Consider the following 23,596-nt stretch of genomic DNA (forward strand, 5'->3'; position numbering starts at 1 on the left):
GGAGTCCAAAAGAGTGTCAAGTTTTTTTCTTAACATCATATATTTTTATAGAAAAAGAAGCGGAAATACCGCTTCTTTCGCTTATACTTCTTCTGTTTCTACTAAGTTCGCAAATAAACCATACACATATTGTTCTGGATCAAACTGCTGCAAATCATCCATTTGCTCTCCTAATCCAACAAACTTCACCGGTACATCCATTTCGTTACGAATCGCTAATACAATACCACCTTTAGCAGTTCCATCTAACTTCGTTAAAACAATACCAGTTACATTCGTTGCCTCCCGGAATGTTTTCGCTTGGCTTAAACCGTTTTGTCCTGTTGTTGCATCAATAACAAGCAATACTTCATGAGGAGCACCTGGTACTTCACGCTCAATTACACGCTTCACCTTCTCTAACTCTTTCATTAAGTTTACTTTATTTTGCAAGCGTCCTGCTGTGTCACATAGTAATACATCTACCTTACGTGCTTTCGCAGCTTGTACAGCGTCATACATAACCGCCGCTGGATCAGATCCAGATCCTTGTTTAATCACTTCTACACCAACACGATCGCCCCATACTTCTAATTGTTCAATCGCCCCAGCACGGAATGTGTCTCCTGCTGCCAATAGGACTGACTTACCTTCTGATTTAAACTTATGCGCAAGTTTACCAATTGTTGTCGTTTTTCCTACACCGTTAACACCAACAAATAAAACAACCGTTAATTGGTCCTCTTGCATATTAATTTCGTTACTAAAATCGCTGTCACCTTTGTAAATTCCCACTAGTTTTTCTGAAATAACAGCTTGTACTTCTTTTGGATCTTGAATATTACGACGTTGTACTTCTTCTTTCAATTGATCAATTAATTCCATTACCGTCGCAACGCCAACGTCTGCACCAATTAAGATTTCTTCTAACTCTTCGAAGAAATCTTCGTCCACTTTACGGTAACGATACACTAAATCATTCACTTTATCCGCAAATGAATTTCTAGTTTTTTCTAATCCGTGTTTAAATTTCTCTGTAACTGTATCCGTTTGTTTTGAAATTTTTTCTTTTAGTTTTTTAAAAAAACTCATACTTTCCCATCCTTCCTATTCACTTGCAATAAGTTCTTCTCCGGCATCTAAACGAACCGAAACAAGTTTAGATACCCCTGATTCTTGCATTGTTACACCGTACAACACATCAGACTCTTCCATTGTACCTTTTCTATGTGTAATTACAATAAACTGCGTCTCATCACTAAATTTCTTTAAATACTGTGCAAAACGAGCTACATTCGCTTCATCAAGGGCGGCCTCTACCTCATCTAGTACACAGAACGGTACTGGGCGCACTTTTAAAATACCAAATAAAAGCGCAATTGCCGTTAAAGCACGCTCTCCACCTGAAAGTAAACCTAAGTTCTGCAATTTCTTCCCTGGCGGTTGTGCTACAATATCAATACCCGTATTTAGTAAATCCTCTGGATTAGTCATTACTAAATCCGCTCTACCGCCTCCAAATAATTCAGAGAATACCGATTGAAATTCCATTCTAATGCCTTCAAACGTAGTAGAAAAGCGTTTTTTCATTTCTTCATCCATTTCGGTAATAAGCTGGTGCAATGTCGTTTTCGCTTCTTCTAGATCGTCTCTCTGCTCTAGTAAGAATGTATGACGCTCCGCTACACGTTCATATTCATCAATTGCCCCTAGGTTCACTGTACCTAACTCTTCTATGGATAATTTGATTAATTTTACTTTCTTACGCGCATCTTCTGCAGGCATTGTCATTGTATATTTTAGTTTCGCCGCTTCAAATGAAATCGTATATGTTTCACGTAAATGTTGTAATCTATTTTCCAACTCTACATCAAGTCGGTTTATTCTCACTTCTTGATCTTTCAACATTTCAAGAATATATTTATGTTTACCTGTCGTTTCTTTCAAATTGCGTTCTAAATGTTCTACTCTCTCTTGCAACGATACACGTTGTTCACGACGAGAGCGAATTAATTCTGAAGTTTGATTACGATCATACGCTTTCTTCTCAATCATATTCGTAATTTGCTCTTCACCACTTGAATTAGATGTCATTTCTTGTTTTAAGAATGCTAAATCCTCTTTCGTTTTTACAAGTGTCGCATCCGTTTCTTCTTTTTCCTTCGTCAATCGTTCAACTTTTTCTTTTTGATTAGATAAGCGTTGTTGCTTTTCAGCTGCCAGCACTTTTAATTCAGTCATTTCTTTTTGAACTTTTTCTTTCGAAGAATGTTGCTCACTTTTTTGTTTTGTTAAAGCTACAATTTTACTATCTAACTCAGTGATATCAGCTTGAAGATTCGCTAAAATCCCTTCTAACTCCTCTTTACGCCCTTGCATTTTTACTCGATCTTGTAAAAACCCTTCAATCTCTAAATCATAAATAGACAAGCGGTCATTAATACGATGTTCGTCTAATTCTAAACGATTAATCTCTTCTCTTAATTTCTGCTCTTCTACACGATCCACTTCTACAGTTTGCCTTAGTTCGCGTATTTTCACTTCTTTTTCTTGAATCTCTTGTTTTACTGCTTTAACAAAGTTTTCTAACTTCGTTGTTTTTTCTTCCATATCAGTTAACTTGCGAGTCCACTCTTCCAGTTCACGTTGGCGTCCTAATAAAGAAGATTTCGCTTGTTTTACCGCCCCACCAGTCATAGAACCGCCAGGATTCACTACGTCACCTTCAATTGTTACAATGCGATAACGGTATTGCAGTTGTTTCGCCAACTCATTTGCTCCGCGTAAATCTTTCGCAACAATAACAGTACCTAATAAATTTGAAACTACATTTTCATATTTATTGTTGTACTGCACAAGTTCTGCCGCCACACCTACAAACGATGGGTGTTGATTTGCAATGCGTAATTGCTCAAATGATAACGATCTGCTTTTAATAACAGCTTGCGGTAAAAACGTTGCACGTCCGTGTTTATTTTGCTTTAAAAATGCAATCGCATTACGAGCATGCTCCTCTGTTTGTACAACAATATGCTGCATCGCTGCACCTAGAGCGATTTCCATTGCAACTTCGTATTCTTTCGGAACCGTTAACAGTTCCGCAACAGCACCCTCGATACCTTGCAACCTATTTTCTCTAGCTTTCAATACTTCACGTACACCTTGATAGAAGCCAGAATAATCTTCTTGCATCTCTTCAAGCATTTCTTTTCGAGAACGTGCCTGTTGCACAAATTGGTATGCTTGGTATAGTTTTGTTTCATTTTCACTATACTGCGTCTTACATTTCCCAAGTGCCGCCTCTGTCTTCTGTATGTTTGAGAGAATGCCCGCTACTTTTTCTTTCGCTTGTTCGTAACTTTCTACAAGTTTCGTCTTTTTCGCTGTAATTTCCATACGCATTTCTACATATTTCGCATTCTCTTCATCTAGACGCTCGTTTTTAGACGTTTGCTGTTTAGATTGTTCTTCAATCATAGATAATTCATTGCGATGACTAGCTTGTTGATTTAAAAGTTCAATATAGTCACCTTTTAAATTCTCAATCTGTTCCTCTAAATTGTCAGCAAAAGTAGCAAGCAATTGCTCATTATCATGCAATTTTTGCTCCAACTCTTTTACTTCATTCACAAATTGCATTAAAGCTTCTGTACTTGACTCAATCTCACCATCGTAAATTTTAGCTTTCTCTGTTAATTCAACAATTAACTGCTCAAGTTGCGCACAATGCGTCGTAGCATTTTGCTTTCTCTCTTTTAACAACTCGCGCTGCCCTTCTAGTTTTTCTAGCTCTTTACTAGAAAGAAGAAGTACCTCTTGCAACGAGTCTACAGACTCATCTACCGCTTGTAATTGTCCTCGTAATTCCTCAAGTTCTTCTTCACTTTTTTGTAAATTCGTTGACATTTTAGCTTCTTCATTTTTATTATGCCCAAACTGATTTCGAAGTGCTTCCCATTTCTCATGCAATTCTTCAATTTCATGGACAATAAGCGCAGCTTCTACTTTCTCTAATTCTTCTTTATTCTCAAGATAATCTTTCGCAATAGAAGCTTGTCTTTCTAAAGGTTCTACTTGACTACTTAATTCATGAATTATATCTTGTACACGATTTAAGTTTTCTTGTGTTTCTTCTAATTTTCCTTCAGCTTTCTTTTTGCGAAGTTTGTATTTTAGTACGCCTGCCGCTTCTTCAAATACACCTCGACGCTCTTCTGACTTACTACTTAAAATCTCTTCCACTTTCCCCTGGCTAATAATTGAAAAAGCTTCTCTTCCCATACCAGAGTCCATAAATAAATCAATAATATCTTTCAATCTACATGATTGTTTATTAATATAAAAATCACTTTCACCTGAACGAGATACACGACGTGTTACACACACCTCATTGTATTCAATTGGTAAACGTTGATCTTCATTATTTAAAGTTATTGTTACTTCAGCAACATTAACCGCTCTCCTCGTATCACTGCCTGCAAAAATAATATCCTCCATCTTTGCACCACGTAATGATTTTGCAGATTGTTCACCAAGTACCCAGCGAATTGCATCAGTAATATTACTTTTCCCGCTTCCATTAGGTCCTACTACAGAAGTTACACCCGGGACAAAATCAACAGATACACGCTCAGCAAAAGACTTAAACCCTGCTATTTCTAATCTTTTTAAAAACACGAAAGGCCTTCCTCCTATTCTCCGTCGTTATAAATGTTCTCTATACAAAAACAAGCTATTATACGGATTTACCTTCTTTTTATTTACAAACAAAAAGAAAGTTTCATTCTATGCACAAGGAATCCCCCTCATTCAAAGGGGGATTCCTTATAGTTGTTCTTTTAATTTTTTCAATGCTTCTGCAGCAGCTTGTTGCTCTGCTTCTTTTTTCGACTTACCACTACCAAGACCTAAAGCTACGTTATTTAACGTAACACGTGACACAAATTCTCGATTGTGAGCTGGTCCTTTTTCTTGCAAAATTTGATACTCAACATTGCCACTACCATCACGCTGAATCAATTCTTGTAACTGACTCTTATAATCCATCACATGAGAAAAAGCACCCTCATTAATTTTCGGATATACAATTTCTTTTAAGAATTCCCAAACTGTTTCTAACCCTTGATCAAGATAAAGGGCACCAATAAACGCTTCAAAGACATCCGCTAATAAAGCTGGTCGTTCACGTCCACCTGTCATTTCTTCACCTTTTCCTAATAAAACAAGGCTACCAAATGACAATTCGTTCGCAAAACGAACAAGAGATGGCTCACATACAATAGCTGCACGTAGTTTTGTTAACTCTCCTTCGCTCATTGTCGGATATTTTTGAAACAGATACTGCGATACAGTAAGTTCCAATACTGCATCTCCAAGAAATTCAAGACGCTCATTATCTTCATGCGGTTTTTTTCGATGCTCATTCACATACGATGAATGCGTAAATGCTTGAATCAATAATTTTTCATCTGTAAACGTAATACCTATCTTTTCTTGAAACACTTTAAATGCTTCACGATATTTTGTTTCGTATTTTTTTTCTCTATATTTTCGGTACGGCATAGGTCCCTCCAGATATAAGCCAGAAAGCCCCGCTAAAAAACGGGACTTCACTTAAGCATTATAGATGACTCTCTATGTAAGTCACAGCATCGCCAACAGTAGCAATCTTTTCAGCATCTTCATCAGAAATTTCCATTTCGAATTCATCTTCTAATTGCATTACAAGTTCTACTACATCTAGGGAGTCTGCTCCTAAATCTTCCTTGAAGCTTGCAGCTGGTACTACCTCAGTCTCTTCTACTCCTAAACGATCAACGATGATTTTTGTTACGCGTTCTAAAACATCTGCCATTCCATTCACCTCCCCTCAAATATTATATTAAATATTGACCAAAAAAACTAGGTGAAATCGATTCTTTTATTACATTACCATACCGCCATCAACATTTAACGTTTGACCTGTAACATATTTGCTTTGATCAGAAGCAAAAAACGTTACAGCATTCGCGATATCTTGCGCTTCACCAAATTGAGCAGCTGGAATAACTTTTAACATTTCGGCTTTAATATTCTCATCTAGTACATCAGTCATATCAGTCGCAATAAAGCCTGGCGCAATTGCATTCACAGTAATATTTCGACTTGCTAACTCTTTTGCAGATGTTTTTGTTAATCCAATAACACCCGCTTTAGCAGCAACATAATTAGCTTGCCCTGGGTTTCCTATAACACCCACAACAGAAGCGATATTTATAATTCTACCGTGACGTTGACGCATCATATAACGAGATACTGCTTTTGTACATAAGAATACACCTTTTAAGTTTGTATTAATAACTGTATCCCATTCTTCTTCTTTCATACGCATTAATAAATTATCTTTTGTTACACCAGCATTATTTACAAGAATATCAACTTGTCCAAATGTGTCTACTGTTTGTTTCACCATATTTGTAACATCATCAGCATTTGCAACATCTGCTTTTACCGCAATTGCATCAGAACCTAATTTCTTAATTTCATCTACTACTTCATTTGCTTTTTGTTCATTACCTGCATAATTTACTACTACATTTGCCCCTTGTTTCGCTAAATCGATCGCAATCGCGCGACCAATTCCACGTGAAGCGCCAGTTACTAATGCTACCTTCCCTTTTAACATCAGTTTTCTCCTCTCAAATTTGAAATGGTATCTTTTAATGTCTCTTCATCATATATCGCATATGCTTTCACTGATGAATCAATTGACTTCATAAGTCCAGCAAGTACTTTTCCAGGCCCAATTTCAATAAATGTATCTACTCCCTGCTTCACCATACATTCAATAGACGGGTACCATAATACAGGCGAATAAAGCTGTTCGATTAACTTTTCTTGAATGTCGGCACCACGTGTAATAACATCCGCCGTAACATTTGCAATAACAGGAATATTCGTGTCATGAATTGTAATTTCATTTAAAACACTTTGGAACTTCTCAGCTGCCGGCTTCATAAGTGAAGAATGGAATGGCCCACTTACTTTTAGTGGAATCGCTCTCTTTGCACCATTTTCTTTCGCTCTTTGAGAAGCAACCTCTACGCCTTGCTTCGTTCCAGAAATCACAATTTGCTTCGTACTATTCATATTAGCGATTTGCACTGCATATCCTTCACTTGTTACTTCTTCTGTAACTTGTTTCAGCATATGTGGATCAGCACCTAATATAGCTGCCATTGCGCCTTCCCCACCTGGAACAGCTTCTTCCATATATTCGCCACGTTTCCTTACAGCATATACAGCATCTTCAAAAGTTAATGCACCAGCTGCTACAAGAGCGCTATATTCACCTAAACTATGACCAGCGACAAAGTCAGGTGTAATGTCATACTCTTTCAAAGCTGTCAAAATAGCAAAACTCGTTGTTAATAATGCAGGCTGCGCATTTGTTGTTAATGTAAGCTTTTCCTGCGGTCCTTCAAAAATCACTTCTGAAAGTGAATCTTCCAACACCTCATCTGCTTTTGCAAACACTTTTGCAACCTCTTTATTATTTTCTGCTAATTGTTTACCCATTCCAACTGCCTGTGAACCTTGGCCCGGAAAAAGAAATGCTATTTTTCCCATTTCAAATCCTCCTCTTATTGGAGTGACTCTTTCTCCATTACGCTTGAAATCGTAGGAATTACTTCTTTCGCTACCATTTCTCTCGTTTGACGAATCGCACTAAATATCGACTGGTCATTAGAAGAACCGTGAGCCTTAATGACAGGTGCTTTCAATCCAAATAACGCAGCTCCTCCATACTCCGAATAATCCATTTTATCTTTTAATACCATAAGTTTTGGCTTTAATACCGCCGCTGCTAATTTGCTCGTAAATGAACTCATTAATTGTTCTTTCAACATAGAGAATAGCGCAAGTGCTGTTCCTTCTAATGATTTCAACGCTACATTCCCTGTAAAACCATCACATACAACAACATCTGCTACACCTTGCAATAAATCTCTCGATTCAACGTTCCCAACGAAATTAATTGGCGCATCCTTAAGCATTGCAAATACTTGCTTTGAAAGCTCGTTTCCTTTTCCATCCTCTGTTCCAACGTTTAATAGTCCAACACGAGGATTTTCAATTCCTCTTACCTTCTCAGCATAAACAGATCCCATTACTGCATATTGATATAAATGAATTGGTTTTGCATCAACATTTGCTCCAACATCTAACATAACAAAACCTTTTCCATCTACAGTTGGCATTGTAGGCGATAAAGCTGGTCGCTCAATTCCTTCCATACGACCGACTACAAATAATCCAGCTGCCATTAAAGCTCCTGTACTACCTGCGGATATACAAGCGTCTGCTTCTCCATCCTTTACTTGTTGTGCCGCAAGCACCATTGAAGCTTGTTTTTTTCGACGAACCGCTCTTACTGGTTCCTCCGTTGATTCTATTTTTTCGTCTGTATGAAGAATAGTAATTCGTTCATCACTCGTTAAGTATTGACGAATTTCCTCTTCTTTCCCTACTAACGTAATATGTAAATCAGAATATTCTTTAATAGCTTTCATTGCCCCTAATACTACAGCCTTTGGAGCGTGATCTCCGCCCATTGCATCTATTGCGATTTTCATAAGTTGTTACCTTCCTCACTATAATTACTAGATCGATACATTTCAAAAGTGCCTGTAAAAACAAGTTCTTCTCCAACGAAGCTACGCACTTTGACAACCGTCCGTCCCTTATCATTCTCTACATCTTCAACGCGCGCTTTTGCAACAACACGCTCTCCTAATTTTACAGGGCGAATGTATCGAATGGTAGACTTTGCAGTTAAAGCTAATTCTTCATCAATAACCGCAACAGCTAGTGAGTTTGCTTGCGCAAACAGATGATGCCCACGGGCAATTTGATTTCTTTTAAATACATGTTCTACCTTTACTTCAAAGATAGAGATTGCATGTCTATCTAATTCAATATCAATAATTTCTCCGACAACCTCTTCTAACGGTAAAGATTTCACATCTTCTTCATGTTGCTTTGTAGCTACATGTTTAATTCTCTCTCTTAATTCAGGAATAGACAATTCCATACGATCCAGTCGTACTGTTTGTATACTAACTTGAAATTTTTCCGCTAAATCTTCATCCGTAATAAAAGGATTTGATTCGATTGTTTGTTGTAATAATTCTTGTCTTTCTTTTTTACTTCTTCTTTTCTTCATACCGCACCATCCATTTTTATGACTAGGTACTAACAGTAGTATATAATCATTAAAAGTAGAATGCAACAAAAATTTTTGTTGACTCCCTTTAATCGAGCTTCTCTCCTTGGAACACACCTGTCCCATCAAGATACGTACGCAAGGCAGCGTACTGATCATTGTGCCAAAATGCTTCTGAATCTACTAGTATCGCCGCATCTTGCCTTGCTGTTTCTAACGCTCGATAATCGTGTACCATGTCAGCAACCTTAAATTCTGGTAAGCCACTTTGCTTACTCCCAAAGAAATCTCCAGGACCTCGTAATTCTAAATCTTTTTCTGACAATACAAATCCATCATTTGTTTCAGTCATTATGCGCATTCTTTCTTTTCCTGTTTCTGATTTAGGGTCTGCTATTAATAAACAATATGATTGTTCACTACCACGCCCGACACGCCCTCTAAGCTGATGAAGCTGCGATAAACCGAAACGTTCTGCATCATAAATAACCATCACAGTCGCATTCGGTACGTTCACACCCACCTCAACAACTGTTGTCGATACAAGAATTTGCACTTTATTTTCACTAAACTGGCCCATTATCTCTTCTTTTTCCTGAGACGATAATCTCCCATGCATCAATCCAACTTGGCATTTCCCTTGGTAATGATGCGTCAGCATACTATGTAAGTCGATAGCATTTTGCACATCAAGTTTCTCAGATTCTTCAATTAGAGGACAAATAACGTATGCCTGTCTTCCTTTTTTTATTTCCTTCTCAACAAAACCGAGGACGCGATCTAACATATCATGTTTTGCCCAGTATGTTTCAATCACCTTTCTACCTGCTGGCATCTCATCGATTATCGAAACATCCATCTCTCCAAATGCAGTAATTGCAAGCGTACGCGGAATTGGTGTCGCTGTCATAAATAATACATCTGGACTTTCACCTTTCTCCCGTAAAACTCGGCGCTGCGCTACACCAAATCGATGCTGTTCATCTGTAATAACGAGACCCAACCTATGAAATATAACTTCATCTTGAATTAAAGCGTGCGTTCCAACAAGAATATCTATTTCTCCTTGTTCTAACTTCGCTAAAATTTCTCGGCGTCTTGCACCTTTAACAGAACTTGTTAGCAGTTCCACCTTCATACCAAAATGCGAAAACGTTTCAGCAAGCGACTGATAATGTTGCTCAGCTAAAATTTCTGTAGGAACCATTAAAGCACCTTGATAATGAGCTAATTTCGATGCATAAAGGCCAATCGCAGCAACAACTGTTTTCCCAGAACCAACGTCACCTTGTAATAGTCGGTTCATCCGATAAGGAGATGTCATATCTTTTAAAATTTCATCTACAACTCGGCGCTGCGCACCAGTTAACGGGAACGGCAATGCATCGATAAATTCTTGTAATTCTACTGACGGAATCTCTTTCTTCGTCCCTTTTGAATTTTCCCTCTCCATTTTCCTCAGTGTTTGCATTTTCAGCTGAAATAAGAAAAATTCCTCATATACAAAACGGCGACGCGCTTGCTTTAAATCCTCCTGTCCTACCGGAAAATGCAAAGCCTTAAGTGCTTCATATCTTGGTAATAATTTATACCGGCCTAACAAACCATCCGGTAACACTTCGACTATAGAATCTCCATATTCCTTTAACGCTTGAGCAATAAAACGACGCATCTGTTTTACTGTAAGTTTCCCCTTTACTGAGTAAACAGGCTCCACTTCTTGTTGACGTACAACTGGCCCAAAATGAAGTTCTGATACAGCAATTGTTTGACGATGTTGATCCCATTTACCAGTAATCGTTACCGTTTCATCTAACGTTAATTTTTGCTTATAGTAAGGCCTATTAAAACATACCGCCGTAATTAAATAACGACCGACGAGAACACGAACTGTTAGACGCGATTTCTTCTTACCATAATATTGCAACAAAGGAGCACTATGAACCTTCCCTTCAACCGTTACACGTTCATCATGCTTTACTTCAGCAAGATCTTTCATCGCATAATCTTCATAACGGTACGGAAAATGTTCTAATAGATGAGAAACTGTATAAATCCCCATCTCATGTAGTAACTCAGATGTTTCTCCTCCGATCCCCTTTACATCCGTAACAGGAACTTGTACAACATCATTCAAGATTCTCACACCCCGTCACATTATTTTCTTTATTGCATTTTATTTGAGTACCAATTAGCATCTGTAATCGCTCTCTTTCACCTTATATATTCTATCATAGGCATTCTAAGAGAAACTACTCAAATCCCTTATATAAAACAAGTAAAAAAGAGCCTCACTATTAGCAGCAAGGCTCTTTTCTCTCTTCAATATGCTAGCCTTTTGAATAAAAACTAGTAATAAACTTCATATTACTACTTCTTATCCATTAGCAAGTAAGTAATCCATTTATTTTCAAAACGAATCTTATCTTATTCTACAGAGAAGATGAAAGAATACACTGGTTGGTTTCCAGCATGCACTTCTACTTCTGCATCTTCAAATTTCTCTTCTACAAATTCAACTAACTCCGCTACTTCTTCGTCAGTTGCATCTTCACCTTGTAGAATCGTTACGATTTCAGAATCTTCATCAATAAGCGCTTCTAGTAATTGCTTCGCAGCTCCTACTTTTTCAGCATTTGTAGATACAATTTTTCCATCTGCAATACACATGAAGTCATCTTTTTGAATTGCTACACCATCAATTTCCGTATCACGTACAGCATACGTAATTTGACCTGTTTTCACATGAGATAAAGCTTCTTGCATGTTTTCTTCATTCTCTTCTAACGTTCCAACTGGGTTAAATGCTAACATTGCTGCCATACCTTGAGGAACTGTTTTCGAACGAACAACAATAACTTCTTGATCTACAACTGATGCCGCTTGTTCTGCTGCCATTACAATATTTCCGTTATTCGGTAAAATAATGATTTTTTCAGCATTCGCTTCTTCAATTGCCTTCACGATATCCTCCGTACTTGGATTCATCGTTTGACCACCTTCGATAACTTTCGTTGCGCCGATGCTCTCAAATAAAGTTTTAATACCAGACCCCATTGCCACAGTTACGATACCATATGGTTGTTTTTCTTTCGATTGAGCTGGTTGTTCAGGAACCATAGCAGGTTCATCTAATAAAGCAGTATGCTGTTCACGCATATTTTCTACTTTAATCTTAATTAAACTACCGTATTTTTGCCCGTAGTTCATAGCGTCTCCAGGATGTTCTGCGTGGATATGAACTTTTACAATTTCATCATCAGACACAACTAGTAGAGAATCACCATATACACTAATATCTTCACGGAATTTTTGTTCAGAGAAATTATGCTCTTTCACCTTTTCAGCCTCTAATTTCACCATGAACTCCGTACAATATCCATACTTAATATCTTCTGTACTCAATTGGCTTTGTACACTACGGTGATGTTCTGCGCGTACCATCTCATTCATAGATGTTTGCGTCGGTGCATCAGAAGAAATCGTTTCTCCTTTTAAGTCAGCTAAAAATCCTTCGTATACCACTACAAGACCTTTACCACCGCTATCTACAACGCCAACTTGTTTTAATACAGGTAATAAATCTGGCGTACGATTTAACGATGCGTTTGCTTCTTTCACAACGTCTTCCATAAACAAAACAAAGTCGCGCTGTTTTTTCGCAACTGTTACTGCATATTTACCCGTTTCTCTTGCAACCGTTAAAATCGTTCCTTCAATCGGTTTCATAACCGCTTTATAAGCCGCCTCTACTCCAGCTTCTAGTGCTGCAGCAAAATCAACTGTTGTTAATTCTTCTTTTTGTTCAATGGATTTAGAGAAACCACGGAACAACTGAGATAGAATAACTCCAGAGTTACCACGAGCTCCCATTAATAATCCTTTGGCTAAACTTACGCCGACTTTACCAGCATGCTGTGAAGGATTTGCTTTCACTTCACGCGCACCTGAAGTCATAGATAAGTTCATGTTTGTACCGGTATCGCCATCTGGAACTGGAAATACGTTTAATGCATCAACAAGCTGAACATTATTTGTTAAATTATTCGCTCCTTGCATGATCATTTGTGATAAACGTTTTCCATCAATTTTTTGAATTGACACAGATTTTCCTCCTTAATGCACATTACAAGTTTATTACTTTAACTCCTTGTACGTAGATGTTTACAGAATCTACTGCTAGTCCTACAGTTTGATCTAATGTATATTTCACTTTCGTCTGCACATTATGTGCCACTTCTGAAATTTTCGTACCATAGCTCACAATAATATACATATCAATATGTACTTCATCTTCATCTTTACGAACAATAACACCTCTAGTGAAGTTTTCTTTTCGTAAAATGTCTGTTAATCCATCTTTTAACTGATTTTTTGATGCCATACCTACGATACCGTAGCAATCTACCGCGGCACCTCCAGCAATTGTTGCAATTACATCTGTACTAATATCAATTTGACCGTACTTCGTTTTAATTTCAATTGACATCTCGTTTCCCCCTTCATAAATGGTGAAAGTGAGCTAGACTACTTTAGTTACTATCATATAATCTTTTTAAAGAAAATTCCATCGTTCTTTCTTTTCACTCTCATATTTTATGTTTTAAATTACACTTTTTTATGATGAGCAAAATAGTCCATTGTTATTATACAACATGTACCACTATAATATGTCAAGCAATTTTTATGGATTTTAACTTTTCTTCATTGACATATAGTGTCAAGTAAATTTTCTTGATTTCTTTTTTCTACGGTGTTGCATTCTCTTTTTAGTTGTGTTAAATTATAGTAGTGTTTTTAGCATCGCATAAAAGACTAACATTGAAAAATTACGTATGGTAAGGTATCAAGGGAGGGAAATATAAATGGCTCGTGTTTGTGCTATTACTGGAAGAAAAGCTCGTTCTGGTAACTCTCGTTCTCACGCAATGAACGCTACAAAACGTAAGTGGGGCGCTAACCTTCAAAAAGTTCGCGTACGCATCGACGGAAAAGTTCAACGTGTTTACGTTTCTGCTAGAGCATTAAAATCTGGCAAAATCGAACGTGTTTAATAATAAAAAAAAGAGCCGATAGGCTCTTTTTTTACTATAACAATGGAAAAAGCACCGGTGATAGGTGCTTTTTTTAATCTTTTTTGAAGGTATTTAACATTGCACGAACAATTCCACCAAGAAATTTAGGTAACTTAATTGTATAAAATCTCATGGTTTCCCTCCTAATCCCCATTACTCCACTTGGTCACTATATGATGTAAGGAGCAAAATTGTTTCTTCAATCAGTGCTTCTTATCAACATTAATATGCCAGAAGTAAATGAAAAAGTACCTTTTTCCTCAACGAGTTCGTTACTAATACAAAGTGTCGATCCCCACTCTATTGTTTTATTAGTAAGAGGGTACTTAAAACCAAACAATGTAATCCCTTCCACTATTTCAGTAACTGGTACAAAAGATACATAAGGAAAATTTTTATTTTCTTCAATTATATGTGTACCCACTTTTTTAACTGTTATTTCATTTTTATTGTCCACAATACACATTTCTATCTCTACTTCTAACCCTTTTAAAAGCATTTGTATATTTGCCAAACCGTGATCAAGTCTTCCACCGGTAGCACCAAAAATACGAATTAGTGCCGGCTTCTGTCCTAATGCCCAGTTGATTGCAATTTCTAAATCCGTTTGATCTTTTTCCCGCGGAACAATATGTAATTCGTTCGTTTGCTGTCCCATCCATACTAATTCTTCTTCAGTAACTGAATCGTAATCTCCAAACGCAACAGCCGGGGTAATCCCTTTCTTTAATAGACGGTATACTCCCCTATCAACCGCAACCCACACTACTTCCTCATTCTCATATCGAGCAAAATCTGCGCAATATTCCGAAGGTCCTCCTGCCAAAATATGAATAATCATTTTTTCTTCCCCTTCCATTGTAAAAAGGCAATCTGCCATTCGGTAGATTGCCTTTTTACATATTTTTACCCTATCCTATGAATACCTTACTAGGATAAAAGTTCATCACTACCCACGAATTACGCGAATTGCTTCACCGCGGTCTTTTTGATTGTATACTGCTGATCCAGCTACAAGTACATTTGCTCCTGCTTCCACACAAAGTCTTGCTGTTTCAGCATTTACACCACCATCAACTTCAATTTCTACTTCTAGATTGCGCTCTTTCACCATGTCTGCAACTTGTTTAATTTTCGGTAATACAGAATGGATAAACTTCTGTCCACCAAATCCAGGGTTTACTGTCATAAGTAATACCATATCTATATCTTCTAATACATGCTCAATCACTGAAACTGGCGTATGTGGATTTAATACAACGCCCGCTTTAATACCGTGAGATTTAATTAACTGAATTGTACGATGCAGATGTGGACACGCCTCTACGTGAACAGTAATAATATCCGCTCCCGCTTGTGCGAAAGTCGGGATATAGTTATCAGGATTTTCAATCATTAAATGTACATCTAATGGTAATGATGTAATTGGACGGATAGCTTCTACAATTAATGGTCCAATCGTAATATTTGGTACGAAGTGTCCATCCATTACGTCAACGTGAATGTAATCCGCTCCGCCCTTTTCTACATCTTTAATCTCTTCCCCTAATTTTGAAAAATCTGCTGATAAAATCGATGGTGCAATTTTAATCATAACTAATACCTCGGCTTTCTCTCTCTAATTTCTTCTACGAATTGTTTATAGTTCTTATAGCGATATTCTGTAATCTTCCCTTCTTCAACCGCAGCTTTCACAGCACATTTCGGTTCAGAAAGATGTGTACACCCTCTAAATTTACAGTATTGGCTCGCTTCTTTCAACTCTGGAAAACAATATGTAAGATCTTCTACTTCTATATCAATGAAATCTAGTGAACTAAAACCCGGTGTATCTGCTACTAGTCCACTCCCAATTGCAATTAATTCTACGTGTCTTGTCGTATGCTTCCCGCGTCCTAAATGGGAGGATATATCATTTGTTTTCAGCTCTAATTCTGGACGTAGCACATTAAGCATTGAAGATTTCCCAACACCAGATTGACCCGCAACGACAGAAACACAATTTTCTAAGTATGGTTTTAATATATCAATACTTTCTGACGTATTAATAGAAGTAAATAAAACATCATAACCCATCTCACGATAATCATTCGCATATGCTTCAACAGTTGCTTTCATCTTTTCATCTACTAAATCCATCTTGCTAATACAAATAATTGGCTTAATGTTATGATATTCAATCAGCACTAAAAATCGATCTAACAGTCCAGGATTAAAATCTGGTTCTACTGCAGAGAACACAAGGATCGCTTGATCGACATTAGCAATAGGAGGTCTAACAAGTTCATTTTTTCGATCAAACACTTCAAGCACATAACCTTCAGTTGGATTATCTGCCTGAAAAACAACTTGGTCTCCTACAAGTGGTGTAATTTTATTTTTTCTAAATACACCTCGCCCACGACATTGCGTAACCCCTTCTTCATGCTGCACGTAATAAAACCCACTTAAAGCTTTTATAATTTTTCCTTCTGGCATAGAATTCTCCTTTTTTTGTATAAGGTGATGCTGAATTTAAAAATGAATGGATTTAAATTTTCCAAATAACGATTTCAAAACCTACCATATATACTTTCGCTAATATACATTAAATTTCCCATTAAATGCAAAAAAATAATTACAGCTGCATCACTTTACTAGCTTTTTGAATCATATATTTTTGCCTGCTATACCGTCCACTTTGTAGACAGCATAACAGGCAATAATAATAAGTAGACTTTCACTATTATTGAGTTGGATATGGTACTTCTTTATCAATAATCGTTACTCCATCTCGTACAATTTTATAGTGTCCCTTTGAACCTTCTTGAATTACAAATTCTAAAGAAATAGTCGCTGATTCAGTAATTGTTCTCGTTTCAACCGGTCTATCCATTTTTTGCTGCATGTCTTCTTTATAAATTTCTATTGTTTGCGGCTTTTTTTCACCTGTTACAGCAGGCTCATATGGGATAGAGATATTGTCCACTTTTACCGTTTTAGTCACTTTAGGCTTTTGACCATCAGAGATAATAATAGTTACTTTATCTCCCTCTTTTAATGGTGTACCTGGTTTTGGAAATTGCGAAATTACAAGTCCTTTTTCGACTGAATCTGAATACTCTCGTTTTATATCTGACGTTAGTTTTCTCTCATTCAAATAACCAGTTACACTATTTTCAGTCCACCCCGAAAAGTCACCTGGTCTAATTTGATAAGGACCTTTACTTACCCAGATTTTCAGTTCTTGCTCCGCTTCTATAACCATTTGATCAGGCGTCGGAATTTGCTCTACAATTTCACCTTTCGGCTTATCATTTTCAATATAATTTACTGTAACTTGTTTATATTTTTCTTCTAACTCAGCTTTTACACTCTCAAAGTTTTTCCCTGTGAAATTCGCCATCTTACTTTTCTTTTTTCCACCTGATTGATAGATAGTAATTTTAGCGTTTTCTTTTACGACTCTTCCTGCTACAGGTTCCGTTTTTATTACATCCCCAACTTCAATATCATCTGTATATACAATATTAGGCTCCGTCACCTCAAAGCCCTTTTCTACTAACGTATTTACAGCTGTCGTGTATTTCATACCAGCCACATCAGGAACTTTCACATCTTTCGGAATAAATAATCCTGGAATAACCGTAAGCGCTAATGTTATTCCTATTGCTAAAAATAAAAATGTTGAAATTAAAACTTTAAGCCACTTGTTACTCCGTTTTTTCTTCTTATCTAACTTAGCTGCTTCTGCTCTTATCGGTTCTTCCACCTTACTCCCTTTTAAAACAATCGTTTCATCACTTACATTTTCAAATAATTGTTCTTGTTGAATAATCGGAATCGCTTTCGTCGCTTCCATATCTTCTGGTATGTAAAATGGTTGCTCATTTATCCTCTCTGGATATAGCGCAGTTTCAATATCTCGCTTCATCGCATTGGCAGATTGATATCGATGGAAAGGATCTTTTGCAGTTGCCTTTAATATAATATTTTCAACACTTTGCGGAATATTTTCATTCCATCTTTTTGGTGATGGGATTTCACTTTGTAAATGTTTTAAAGCTATAGCAACAGCAGATTCGCCAGAAAACGGTTGTCTTCCTGTTAACAATTCAAACATAACTATTCCAAGAGAATAAATATCCGATTGTTTATTTGCTATCCCGCCACGTGCCTGTTCTGGTGATAAATAATGGACTGAACCCAGTACTGAATTTGTATGTGTAATTGTTGTTGCACTTGTAGCTGTCGCAATTCCAAAATCTGTTACTTTTATTATTCCATCAGCTCGAATTAAAATATTGTGCGGCTTTATATCACGATGCACAATTTCAAAATGATGGGCGTGTGCCATGGCGGATGTTAACTGCTCCATAATATCAAGAGCTTCTCCTATAGGTAACATACCTCGCTCAATTATGTATTGCTTCAATGTTTGCCCGGGTACATATTCCATGACAAGATAATATATACCATCTTCTTCTCCGACATCATACATATTCACAATATTTGGATGCGACAACGTTGTAACAGACTGCGCTTCTCGATGGAAACGTTTAATAAACTCTTCGTTATTTGAGTAGTCGAGTCTTAATATTTTTACCGCTACATCTCGGCCAAGTATATCATCATGAGCTAAATATACATTGGCCATTCCGCCACCACCAATCATTTTCAGCAGCTTATAACGGTCATTTAAGCGTTTTCCAATCAGCACGTTGCACTTCACCTACTTTCGTTTGTCGAACCCGCATAATCAATAAGAACAAGTGTGATATTATCTTCTCCACCGCGATCATTCGCCAATTGAATGAGACGCTGCCCTTTACCTTCAAGCTGTTCATTTAACTGTAAAATTTGTTGCATATCATCAATAGAAACTTTGTTTGATAACCCATCAGAGCAAAGAAGTAATTGATCATCTTCCTCAAGCACCAACGTTTTAACATCTAATCCAACTTTTTCTTCTGTTCCTAGCGCTCTTAATAACACATTCTTTTTCGGATGATACTCTGCATCTTCCTTTGAAATTTCACCATGTCTCACAAGCTCATTTACAAGCGAATGATCTTCCGTTACAAGCGTCATTTCTCCTTCTGATACCATATAGCAACGACTATCTCCTATATGCCCTATCGTCACAAAACTTGGTGTACAAACAGCTATTATAAGCGTTGTTCCCATACCATTACATTCTACATTTTGCTGAGCGTATTCATATATGCGCTCATTAATAATCCCAACACTAGTATGTAACCATTGTTCTACTTTTTTCGGTTCATTCATATTATGCGTTTGCTTCCAATAATCATGGAATAATTGAATGGCCATCGAGCTAGCTACATCACCAGCTCGATGACCTCCCATTCCATCTGCTACTACCGCTAAAACATTTCCATCTAAATTGTGAAAAACTCCTGCACTATCTTCATTATGTTGACGAACTTTTCCTTTATCCGATAGAAATACGGCTTTCATCTCGTCACCTCGTCTCTTCTTTGCGCTCCTTCGCACGCAACTGACCGCAGGCTGCGTCAATATCATGACCTTGTTCACGGCGAATCGTTACATTCACTCCACGATCTTTTAACGTTTTCTCGAACAAGAAAATTTGCTCACGTGGTGTACGTACATAATCACGTTCAGGTACGTAGTTTACCGGGATTAAGTTTACATGACATTTTACACCTTTTAAGAGCGCAGCAAGCTCTTCAGCGTGCTCAACTTGGTCATTTTCTCCTCCAAATAATCCATATTCAAAAGTAATACGGCGCCCTGTTCTATTTACATAGTATTTAATAGCTTCCATTAAATCCGGTAATTTATAAGCACGGTTAATCGGCATTAACTTTGAACGTAATTCTGAGTTTGGAGCATGCAATGAAATCGCAAAATTAATTTGTAGTTCTTCTTCAGCAAACTTATAAATTTTCGGGATAATTCCACTCGTCGAAACAGTCATATGTCTAGCACCAATATGAAGTCCTTTTTCATGGTTAGTGATGCGTAAGAATCCCATTAAATTATCGTAGTTATCAAATGGTTCTCCAATTCCCATAACAACAAGAGAACTTACACGTTCTTCTGTTTCATCAAGCGCACGCTGAACTTCTACTACTTGCGCTACGATTTCTCCAGCTTCTAGGTTTCGTTTTAGTCCACCAAGTGTCGAAGCACAGAACGTACATCCAATACGACAACCAACTTGCGTTGTTACACAAATGGAATTTCCATATTCATGTCGCATTAATACCGTTTCAATAGAATATCCGTCATATAATTGGAATAAGAATTTAATCGTTCCATCTGAAGACGTTTGTTTTACTAACGTGTTTAAAGTAGTAATATCAAAGGAATTCGACAATTTATCACGCAATCCTTTAGAAAGGTTTGACATATCCTCATAATTTTTTACACGTTTTTTATATAGCCAGTCAAAAATTTGTCCAGCGCGGAACTTCGGTTCTCCTTGTTCCTTTAACCAATCTTGCATTTCATGAAGTTGTAAAGAGTAAATTGATGGTTTCTTCGTTTCTACATTTTTCTTTTGTTTTCTTACAGTTGTTTCCATGATGCTACACCTTCTTCCTTAAACAAGCAATATAAAAGCCATCCGTTGCAAAATAATGCGGTAAAATTTGTACTTGACCTTCATTAATATACGGACTTAATTTTTCTGGCATACGTTCTTTTATCGTAGTATCCCATTCAAATTCAGGATGTTCTTTTAAAAATTTATCTATTACTTGTTCATTTTCTATTTTCTCAATTGTGCACGTACTATAAACAAGACGACCGCCTTGTTTTAATAATGGTGCTATTTTTTCTAGTATCGCAAGTTGAATCGTCGATAATCTTTCACTATCGCCTTTATCTTTTCCTAACTTAATATCAGGCTTACGTCTAATTACACCAAATCCAGAACACGGTGCATCTACCAATATTTTATCAAACGTTTCATTTGCAAAGTGCTCTTGCACTTTTCTAGCATCTAGCGCTTTTGTTTCGACATTTTCTAGACCAAGTCGCTCTGCTTGCTGTTTAATTAAACGTACTTTGTGTGCATGTAAATCAAGGGACATGACCTTACCAGTTCCCTTTAATCGTTCCGCGATATGCGTTGTTTTTCCGCCTGGAGCAGCACAACTATCAAGAACTGCATCTCCCGTATTCGGTTCTAAAGCGCGTGCTACAAGCATAGAACTTTCATCTTGAATAGAAAGAAATCCTTTTTTAAACGCTTCTGTATGCGCTACATTTCCTCTTTCAATCTGAATTGCATCATCTGACAAGTCACCACGTTTTGCTTCTATACCTTCACTTGCCAACAACTCAATCGCTTCTTCTACCGTTACCTTATCAACATTCACACGTGCTGTTGGTACAGGTGGTAACATGTTTACTTCGCACATTTTCTCTGCAGTTTCTAAGCCATATGCAGAAGTCCACTCTTGTACAAGCCAAACTGGATGACTCGTCGCAATTGCAAGACGTTCTACTGGATCCTTGATTTCATCTACAGAAGGTACACCTTCTCTCTGAATCGAACGTAATACACCGTTCACCATACCAGCAATTCCTTTATGCCCGCGACGCTTTGCAATCTCAACCGCTTCATGAATAGCCGCTCTTTCTGGCACTCGGTCTAAATAAATCATTTGATATAAAGATAAGCGAAGCAATACTCTTACCCACGCCTCAACCTTCTTTTTTAAAAAAGGCTGTAAATAATAATCTAATGTGTCACGACGTTGAATCGTTCCATATACAATTTCAGTTAATAAACCAATATCTTTTCTATCAATTGCACTTTTTTCAATTAGATTATTTAAAAGTAAGTTGCTATATGCACCACTTTTTTCCACTTGAATTAAACCATCAAGAGCTAATTCACGAACATTTTGTCTCATGCATTTTCTCCTAACTTCGTTCCAATTTCAGGTTTTGTTCCACGTAAAAATTGTGAACAACTCATACGCTTTTTACCAGAAGGTTGCAATTCAGTAATTTTAACACCTGTTTCATTACTAGTTGCTACAACAAAACCATCTTCTTCGATTGCAACAATCGTACCTGCTTCAGCCGGTTCAGTTACAGGCACTTTTTCTCCCCACCATACTTTAACAACTTGTCCTGCTAAAGTTGTATAAGCAACTGGCCATGGATTCAATCCGCGAATGTGATTGTATACTTCTTCACCTGTTTTTGTCCAATCAATTTTCTCTTGTTCACGTTTTATATTGTAAGCAAACGTTACTTCTTCTTCGTTTTGTTTAATCGGTTCTAACTTACCTTGAATTAATAAAGGTACTGTTTTAGATAGAAGGTGTGCTCCAGCTTCACTTAATTTATCAAATAATGAGCCTGTCGTTTCACGCTCTTCAATTTCCACTTCCACTTGCGTTAAGATATCACCAGCATCCAATTTTTCTACCATATACATAATTGTAATACCAGTTTTTTCTTTACCTTCCATAATTGCATAATGAATTGGTGCACCACCACGAAGTTCAGGAAGTAAAGAAGCGTGGACATTAATACATCCATAGTTCGGTGCTTCTAAAATTTCATTTGGTACAATCTGACCAAATGCAGCTGTTACAATTAAATCTGGCTCTAATGCCAATACTTTTTCATATTCATCTTTTTCACGAATTTTTAACGGCTGTAACACAGGGATACCATGTTTTTCCGCTTCAACTTTAACAGGTGTAGGTGTTAATACTTTTTTTCTACCTACTGGACGATCAGGTTGCGTCACAACACCTACTACCTCATAGCCATCTTCAATAAGACGACGAAGCACCGGCACTGAAAAGTCCGGTGTTCCCATAAACACTACTTTTATCATTTAAAAACCGCTCCTTTTAACACCTATTCTAGTTCGTTTTCTTCATAATATCTTGTCACTTTCGATGTAAATAAAACACCGTGTAAATGATCGATTTCATGTTGAATTGCACGCGCTAAAAATCCTTCCGCTTCTAATAAAAATACTTTCCCACGGCGATTTTGCGCTCTTACTTTAATATAATCGGCACGTTCTACTTCACCATAAAGTCCCGGGAAGCTTAAACAGCCTTCGGGACCTACTTGTTCACCACGTTTTTCTAATATTGATGGATTGATTAACTCGATTTTCCCAGTATCATCATCGACATCAACAACCGCTACTTGCAAGCTTACACCTACTTGAGGCGCAGCTAAACCGACTCCGTCCGCAATTAACATTGTTTCATGCATATCTTTCAACAATTTCACTAACTTTTTATCAAAGTTAATTACTCTTTCACATGGTGTTTCTAACACTTCATTTGGATGCTTTATTATTTCTAAAACTGCCATATTTCCCTCC

Annotated in this window: 22 protein-coding genes; 1 reads left to right on the forward strand and 21 read right to left on the reverse strand. The window is 37.2% G+C overall.

Going from position 1 to position 23,596, the window contains the following annotated elements; translation table 11 throughout:
- Positions 1-81 precede the first annotated feature (81 nt).
- The 11 genes from ftsY to DN400_RS20210 form a co-directional block, all read right to left on the reverse strand.
- A complete protein-coding gene (gene ftsY, locus DN400_RS20160) occupies positions 82-1,071 on the reverse strand; it encodes a signal recognition particle-docking protein FtsY (protein WP_000007642.1) in 990 nt (329 codons plus the stop codon).
- Positions 1,072-1,086: 15 nt separating this feature from the next.
- A complete protein-coding gene (gene smc, locus DN400_RS20165) occupies positions 1,087-4,656 on the reverse strand; it encodes a chromosome segregation protein SMC (RefSeq protein ID WP_072940525.1) in 3,570 nt (1,189 codons plus the stop codon).
- 147 nt (positions 4,657-4,803) lie between these two features.
- Entirely contained in the window at positions 4,804-5,541 is a 738-nt protein-coding gene (gene rncS / locus DN400_RS20170) for a ribonuclease III (protein ID WP_001146875.1), read from the reverse strand.
- A gap of 58 nt (positions 5,542-5,599) precedes the next feature.
- On the reverse strand, positions 5,600-5,833 hold the full coding sequence (acpP, locus tag DN400_RS20175; protein ID WP_000786062.1) for an acyl carrier protein: 234 nt from the start codon (positions 5,831-5,833) through the stop codon (positions 5,600-5,602).
- Positions 5,834-5,902: 69 nt separating this feature from the next.
- The gene (gene fabG / locus DN400_RS20180; protein WP_000911769.1) at positions 5,903-6,643 is read right to left on the reverse strand and encodes a 3-oxoacyl-[acyl-carrier-protein] reductase; all 741 of its coding nucleotides are present in this window, start codon (positions 6,641-6,643) and stop codon (positions 5,903-5,905) included.
- Positions 6,643-7,587, reverse strand: coding sequence for an ACP S-malonyltransferase (gene fabD / locus DN400_RS20185; RefSeq protein WP_098033183.1), 945 nt, complete (start codon positions 7,585-7,587; stop codon positions 6,643-6,645). Before fabD ends, fabG begins: the two co-directional genes overlap by 1 nt.
- Before the next feature lie 14 nt (positions 7,588-7,601).
- Positions 7,602-8,594, reverse strand: coding sequence for a phosphate acyltransferase PlsX (gene plsX, locus DN400_RS20190; RefSeq protein ID WP_000684100.1), 993 nt, complete (start codon positions 8,592-8,594; stop codon positions 7,602-7,604).
- The gene (fapR, locus tag DN400_RS20195; RefSeq protein ID WP_000747349.1) at positions 8,591-9,184 is read right to left on the reverse strand and encodes a transcription factor FapR; all 594 of its coding nucleotides are present in this window, start codon (positions 9,182-9,184) and stop codon (positions 8,591-8,593) included. Before fapR ends, plsX begins: the two co-directional genes overlap by 4 nt.
- Before the next feature lie 88 nt (positions 9,185-9,272).
- Complete coding sequence (recG, locus tag DN400_RS20200) at positions 9,273-11,321, reverse strand: ATP-dependent DNA helicase RecG (RefSeq protein ID WP_001000823.1); 2,049 nt, start codon at positions 11,319-11,321, stop codon at positions 9,273-9,275.
- 290 nt (positions 11,322-11,611) lie between these two features.
- Positions 11,612-13,288, reverse strand: a complete 1,677-nt coding sequence (locus tag DN400_RS20205; protein ID WP_000027131.1) for a DAK2 domain-containing protein — start codon at positions 13,286-13,288, stop codon at positions 11,612-11,614.
- Positions 13,289-13,310: 22 nt separating this feature from the next.
- A complete protein-coding gene (locus DN400_RS20210) occupies positions 13,311-13,673 on the reverse strand; it encodes an Asp23/Gls24 family envelope stress response protein (protein WP_000021109.1) in 363 nt (120 codons plus the stop codon).
- 376 nt (positions 13,674-14,049) lie between these two features.
- On the opposite strand from DN400_RS20210, the gene rpmB reads away from it, so the two are divergent.
- A complete protein-coding gene (gene rpmB / locus DN400_RS20215) occupies positions 14,050-14,238 on the forward strand; it encodes a 50S ribosomal protein L28 (RefSeq protein WP_000124776.1) in 189 nt (62 codons plus the stop codon).
- Positions 14,239-14,311: 73 nt separating this feature from the next.
- Here the strand turns inward: rpmB and spoVM are convergent, their stop codons facing one another.
- The 10 genes from spoVM to def form a co-directional block, all read right to left on the reverse strand.
- A complete protein-coding gene (gene spoVM / locus DN400_RS20220) occupies positions 14,312-14,392 on the reverse strand; it encodes a stage V sporulation protein SpoVM (RefSeq protein WP_001213599.1) in 81 nt (26 codons plus the stop codon).
- 66 nt (positions 14,393-14,458) lie between these two features.
- The gene (locus DN400_RS20225; RefSeq protein WP_142950270.1) at positions 14,459-15,139 is read right to left on the reverse strand and encodes a thiamine diphosphokinase; all 681 of its coding nucleotides are present in this window, start codon (positions 15,137-15,139) and stop codon (positions 14,459-14,461) included.
- Between the two features lie 69 nt (positions 15,140-15,208).
- The gene (gene rpe / locus DN400_RS20230; protein WP_000589974.1) at positions 15,209-15,853 is read right to left on the reverse strand and encodes a ribulose-phosphate 3-epimerase; all 645 of its coding nucleotides are present in this window, start codon (positions 15,851-15,853) and stop codon (positions 15,209-15,211) included.
- Positions 15,854-15,855: 2 nt separating this feature from the next.
- Complete coding sequence (gene rsgA, locus DN400_RS20235; RefSeq protein WP_001113932.1) at positions 15,856-16,737, reverse strand: ribosome small subunit-dependent GTPase A; 882 nt, start codon at positions 16,735-16,737, stop codon at positions 15,856-15,858.
- Positions 16,738-16,984: 247 nt separating this feature from the next.
- Positions 16,985-18,958, reverse strand: a complete 1,974-nt coding sequence (gene pknB / locus DN400_RS20240; RefSeq protein WP_098255742.1) for a Stk1 family PASTA domain-containing Ser/Thr kinase — start codon at positions 18,956-18,958, stop codon at positions 16,985-16,987.
- Positions 18,959-18,966: 8 nt separating this feature from the next.
- On the reverse strand, positions 18,967-19,719 hold the full coding sequence (locus DN400_RS20245; RefSeq protein WP_000648708.1) for a Stp1/IreP family PP2C-type Ser/Thr phosphatase: 753 nt from the start codon (positions 19,717-19,719) through the stop codon (positions 18,967-18,969).
- 4 nt (positions 19,720-19,723) lie between these two features.
- The gene (gene rlmN / locus DN400_RS20250; protein ID WP_000450550.1) at positions 19,724-20,812 is read right to left on the reverse strand and encodes a dual-specificity RNA methyltransferase RlmN; all 1,089 of its coding nucleotides are present in this window, start codon (positions 20,810-20,812) and stop codon (positions 19,724-19,726) included.
- A 4-nt stretch (positions 20,813-20,816) separates the two neighbouring features.
- A complete protein-coding gene (gene rsmB / locus DN400_RS20255; protein WP_001249664.1) occupies positions 20,817-22,151 on the reverse strand; it encodes a 16S rRNA (cytosine(967)-C(5))-methyltransferase RsmB in 1,335 nt (444 codons plus the stop codon).
- Positions 22,148-23,092 carry a methionyl-tRNA formyltransferase gene (gene fmt, locus DN400_RS20260; protein ID WP_000598809.1) on the reverse strand — a complete coding sequence of 315 codons (945 nt, stop codon included), beginning with the start codon at positions 23,090-23,092 and terminating at the stop codon, positions 22,148-22,150. Before fmt ends, rsmB begins: the two co-directional genes overlap by 4 nt.
- Before the next feature lie 23 nt (positions 23,093-23,115).
- Positions 23,116-23,586, reverse strand: a complete 471-nt coding sequence (gene def / locus DN400_RS20265) for a peptide deformylase (protein WP_000279455.1) — start codon at positions 23,584-23,586, stop codon at positions 23,116-23,118.
- Positions 23,587-23,596 lie beyond the last annotated feature (10 nt).

The organism is Bacillus sp. AR8-1 (assembly GCF_008042345.1).
Classification (GTDB): domain Bacteria; phylum Bacillota; class Bacilli; order Bacillales; family Bacillaceae_G; genus Bacillus_A; species Bacillus_A cereus.

What these genes read in the sequence shown, in the direction of transcription:
- ftsY (WP_000007642.1), bottom strand. Translation starts at nt 1,071, where the DNA reads ATGAGTTTTTTTAAAAAACTAAAAGAAAAAATTTCAAAACAAACGGAT.
- rncS (WP_001146875.1), bottom strand. Translation starts at nt 5,541, where the DNA reads ATGCCGTACCGAAAATATAGAGAAAAAAAATACGAAACAAAATATCGT.
- acpP (WP_000786062.1), bottom strand. Translation starts at nt 5,833, where the DNA reads ATGGCAGATGTTTTAGAACGCGTAACAAAAATCATCGTTGATCGTTTA.
- fabG (WP_000911769.1), bottom strand. Translation starts at nt 6,643, where the DNA reads ATGTTAAAAGGGAAGGTAGCATTAGTAACTGGCGCTTCACGTGGAATT.
- fabD (WP_098033183.1), bottom strand. Translation starts at nt 7,587, where the DNA reads ATGGGAAAAATAGCATTTCTTTTTCCGGGCCAAGGTTCACAGGCAGTT.
- plsX (WP_000684100.1), bottom strand. Translation starts at nt 8,594, where the DNA reads ATGAAAATCGCAATAGATGCAATGGGCGGAGATCACGCTCCAAAGGCT.
- fapR (WP_000747349.1), bottom strand. Translation starts at nt 9,184, where the DNA reads ATGAAGAAAAGAAGAAGTAAAAAAGAAAGACAAGAATTATTACAACAA.
- DN400_RS20210 (WP_000021109.1), bottom strand. Translation starts at nt 13,673, where the DNA reads ATGTCAATTGAAATTAAAACGAAGTACGGTCAAATTGATATTAGTACA.
- rpmB (WP_000124776.1), top strand. Translation starts at nt 14,050, where the DNA reads ATGGCTCGTGTTTGTGCTATTACTGGAAGAAAAGCTCGTTCTGGTAAC.
- spoVM (WP_001213599.1), bottom strand. Translation starts at nt 14,392, where the DNA reads ATGAGATTTTATACAATTAAGTTACCTAAATTTCTTGGTGGAATTGTT.
- DN400_RS20225 (WP_142950270.1), bottom strand. Translation starts at nt 15,139, where the DNA reads ATGGCAGATTGCCTTTTTACAATGGAAGGGGAAGAAAAAATGATTATT.
- rpe (WP_000589974.1), bottom strand. Translation starts at nt 15,853, where the DNA reads ATGATTAAAATTGCACCATCGATTTTATCAGCAGATTTTTCAAAATTA.
- rsgA (WP_001113932.1), bottom strand. Translation starts at nt 16,737, where the DNA reads ATGCCAGAAGGAAAAATTATAAAAGCTTTAAGTGGGTTTTATTACGTG.
- DN400_RS20245 (WP_000648708.1), bottom strand. Translation starts at nt 19,719, where the DNA reads ATGAAAGCCGTATTTCTATCGGATAAAGGAAAAGTTCGTCAACATAAT.
- rlmN (WP_000450550.1), bottom strand. Translation starts at nt 20,812, where the DNA reads ATGGAAACAACTGTAAGAAAACAAAAGAAAAATGTAGAAACGAAGAAA.
- rsmB (WP_001249664.1), bottom strand. Translation starts at nt 22,151, where the DNA reads ATGAGACAAAATGTTCGTGAATTAGCTCTTGATGGTTTAATTCAAGTG.
- fmt (WP_000598809.1), bottom strand. Translation starts at nt 23,092, where the DNA reads ATGATAAAAGTAGTGTTTATGGGAACACCGGACTTTTCAGTGCCGGTG.
- def (WP_000279455.1), bottom strand. Translation starts at nt 23,586, where the DNA reads ATGGCAGTTTTAGAAATAATAAAGCATCCAAATGAAGTGTTAGAAACA.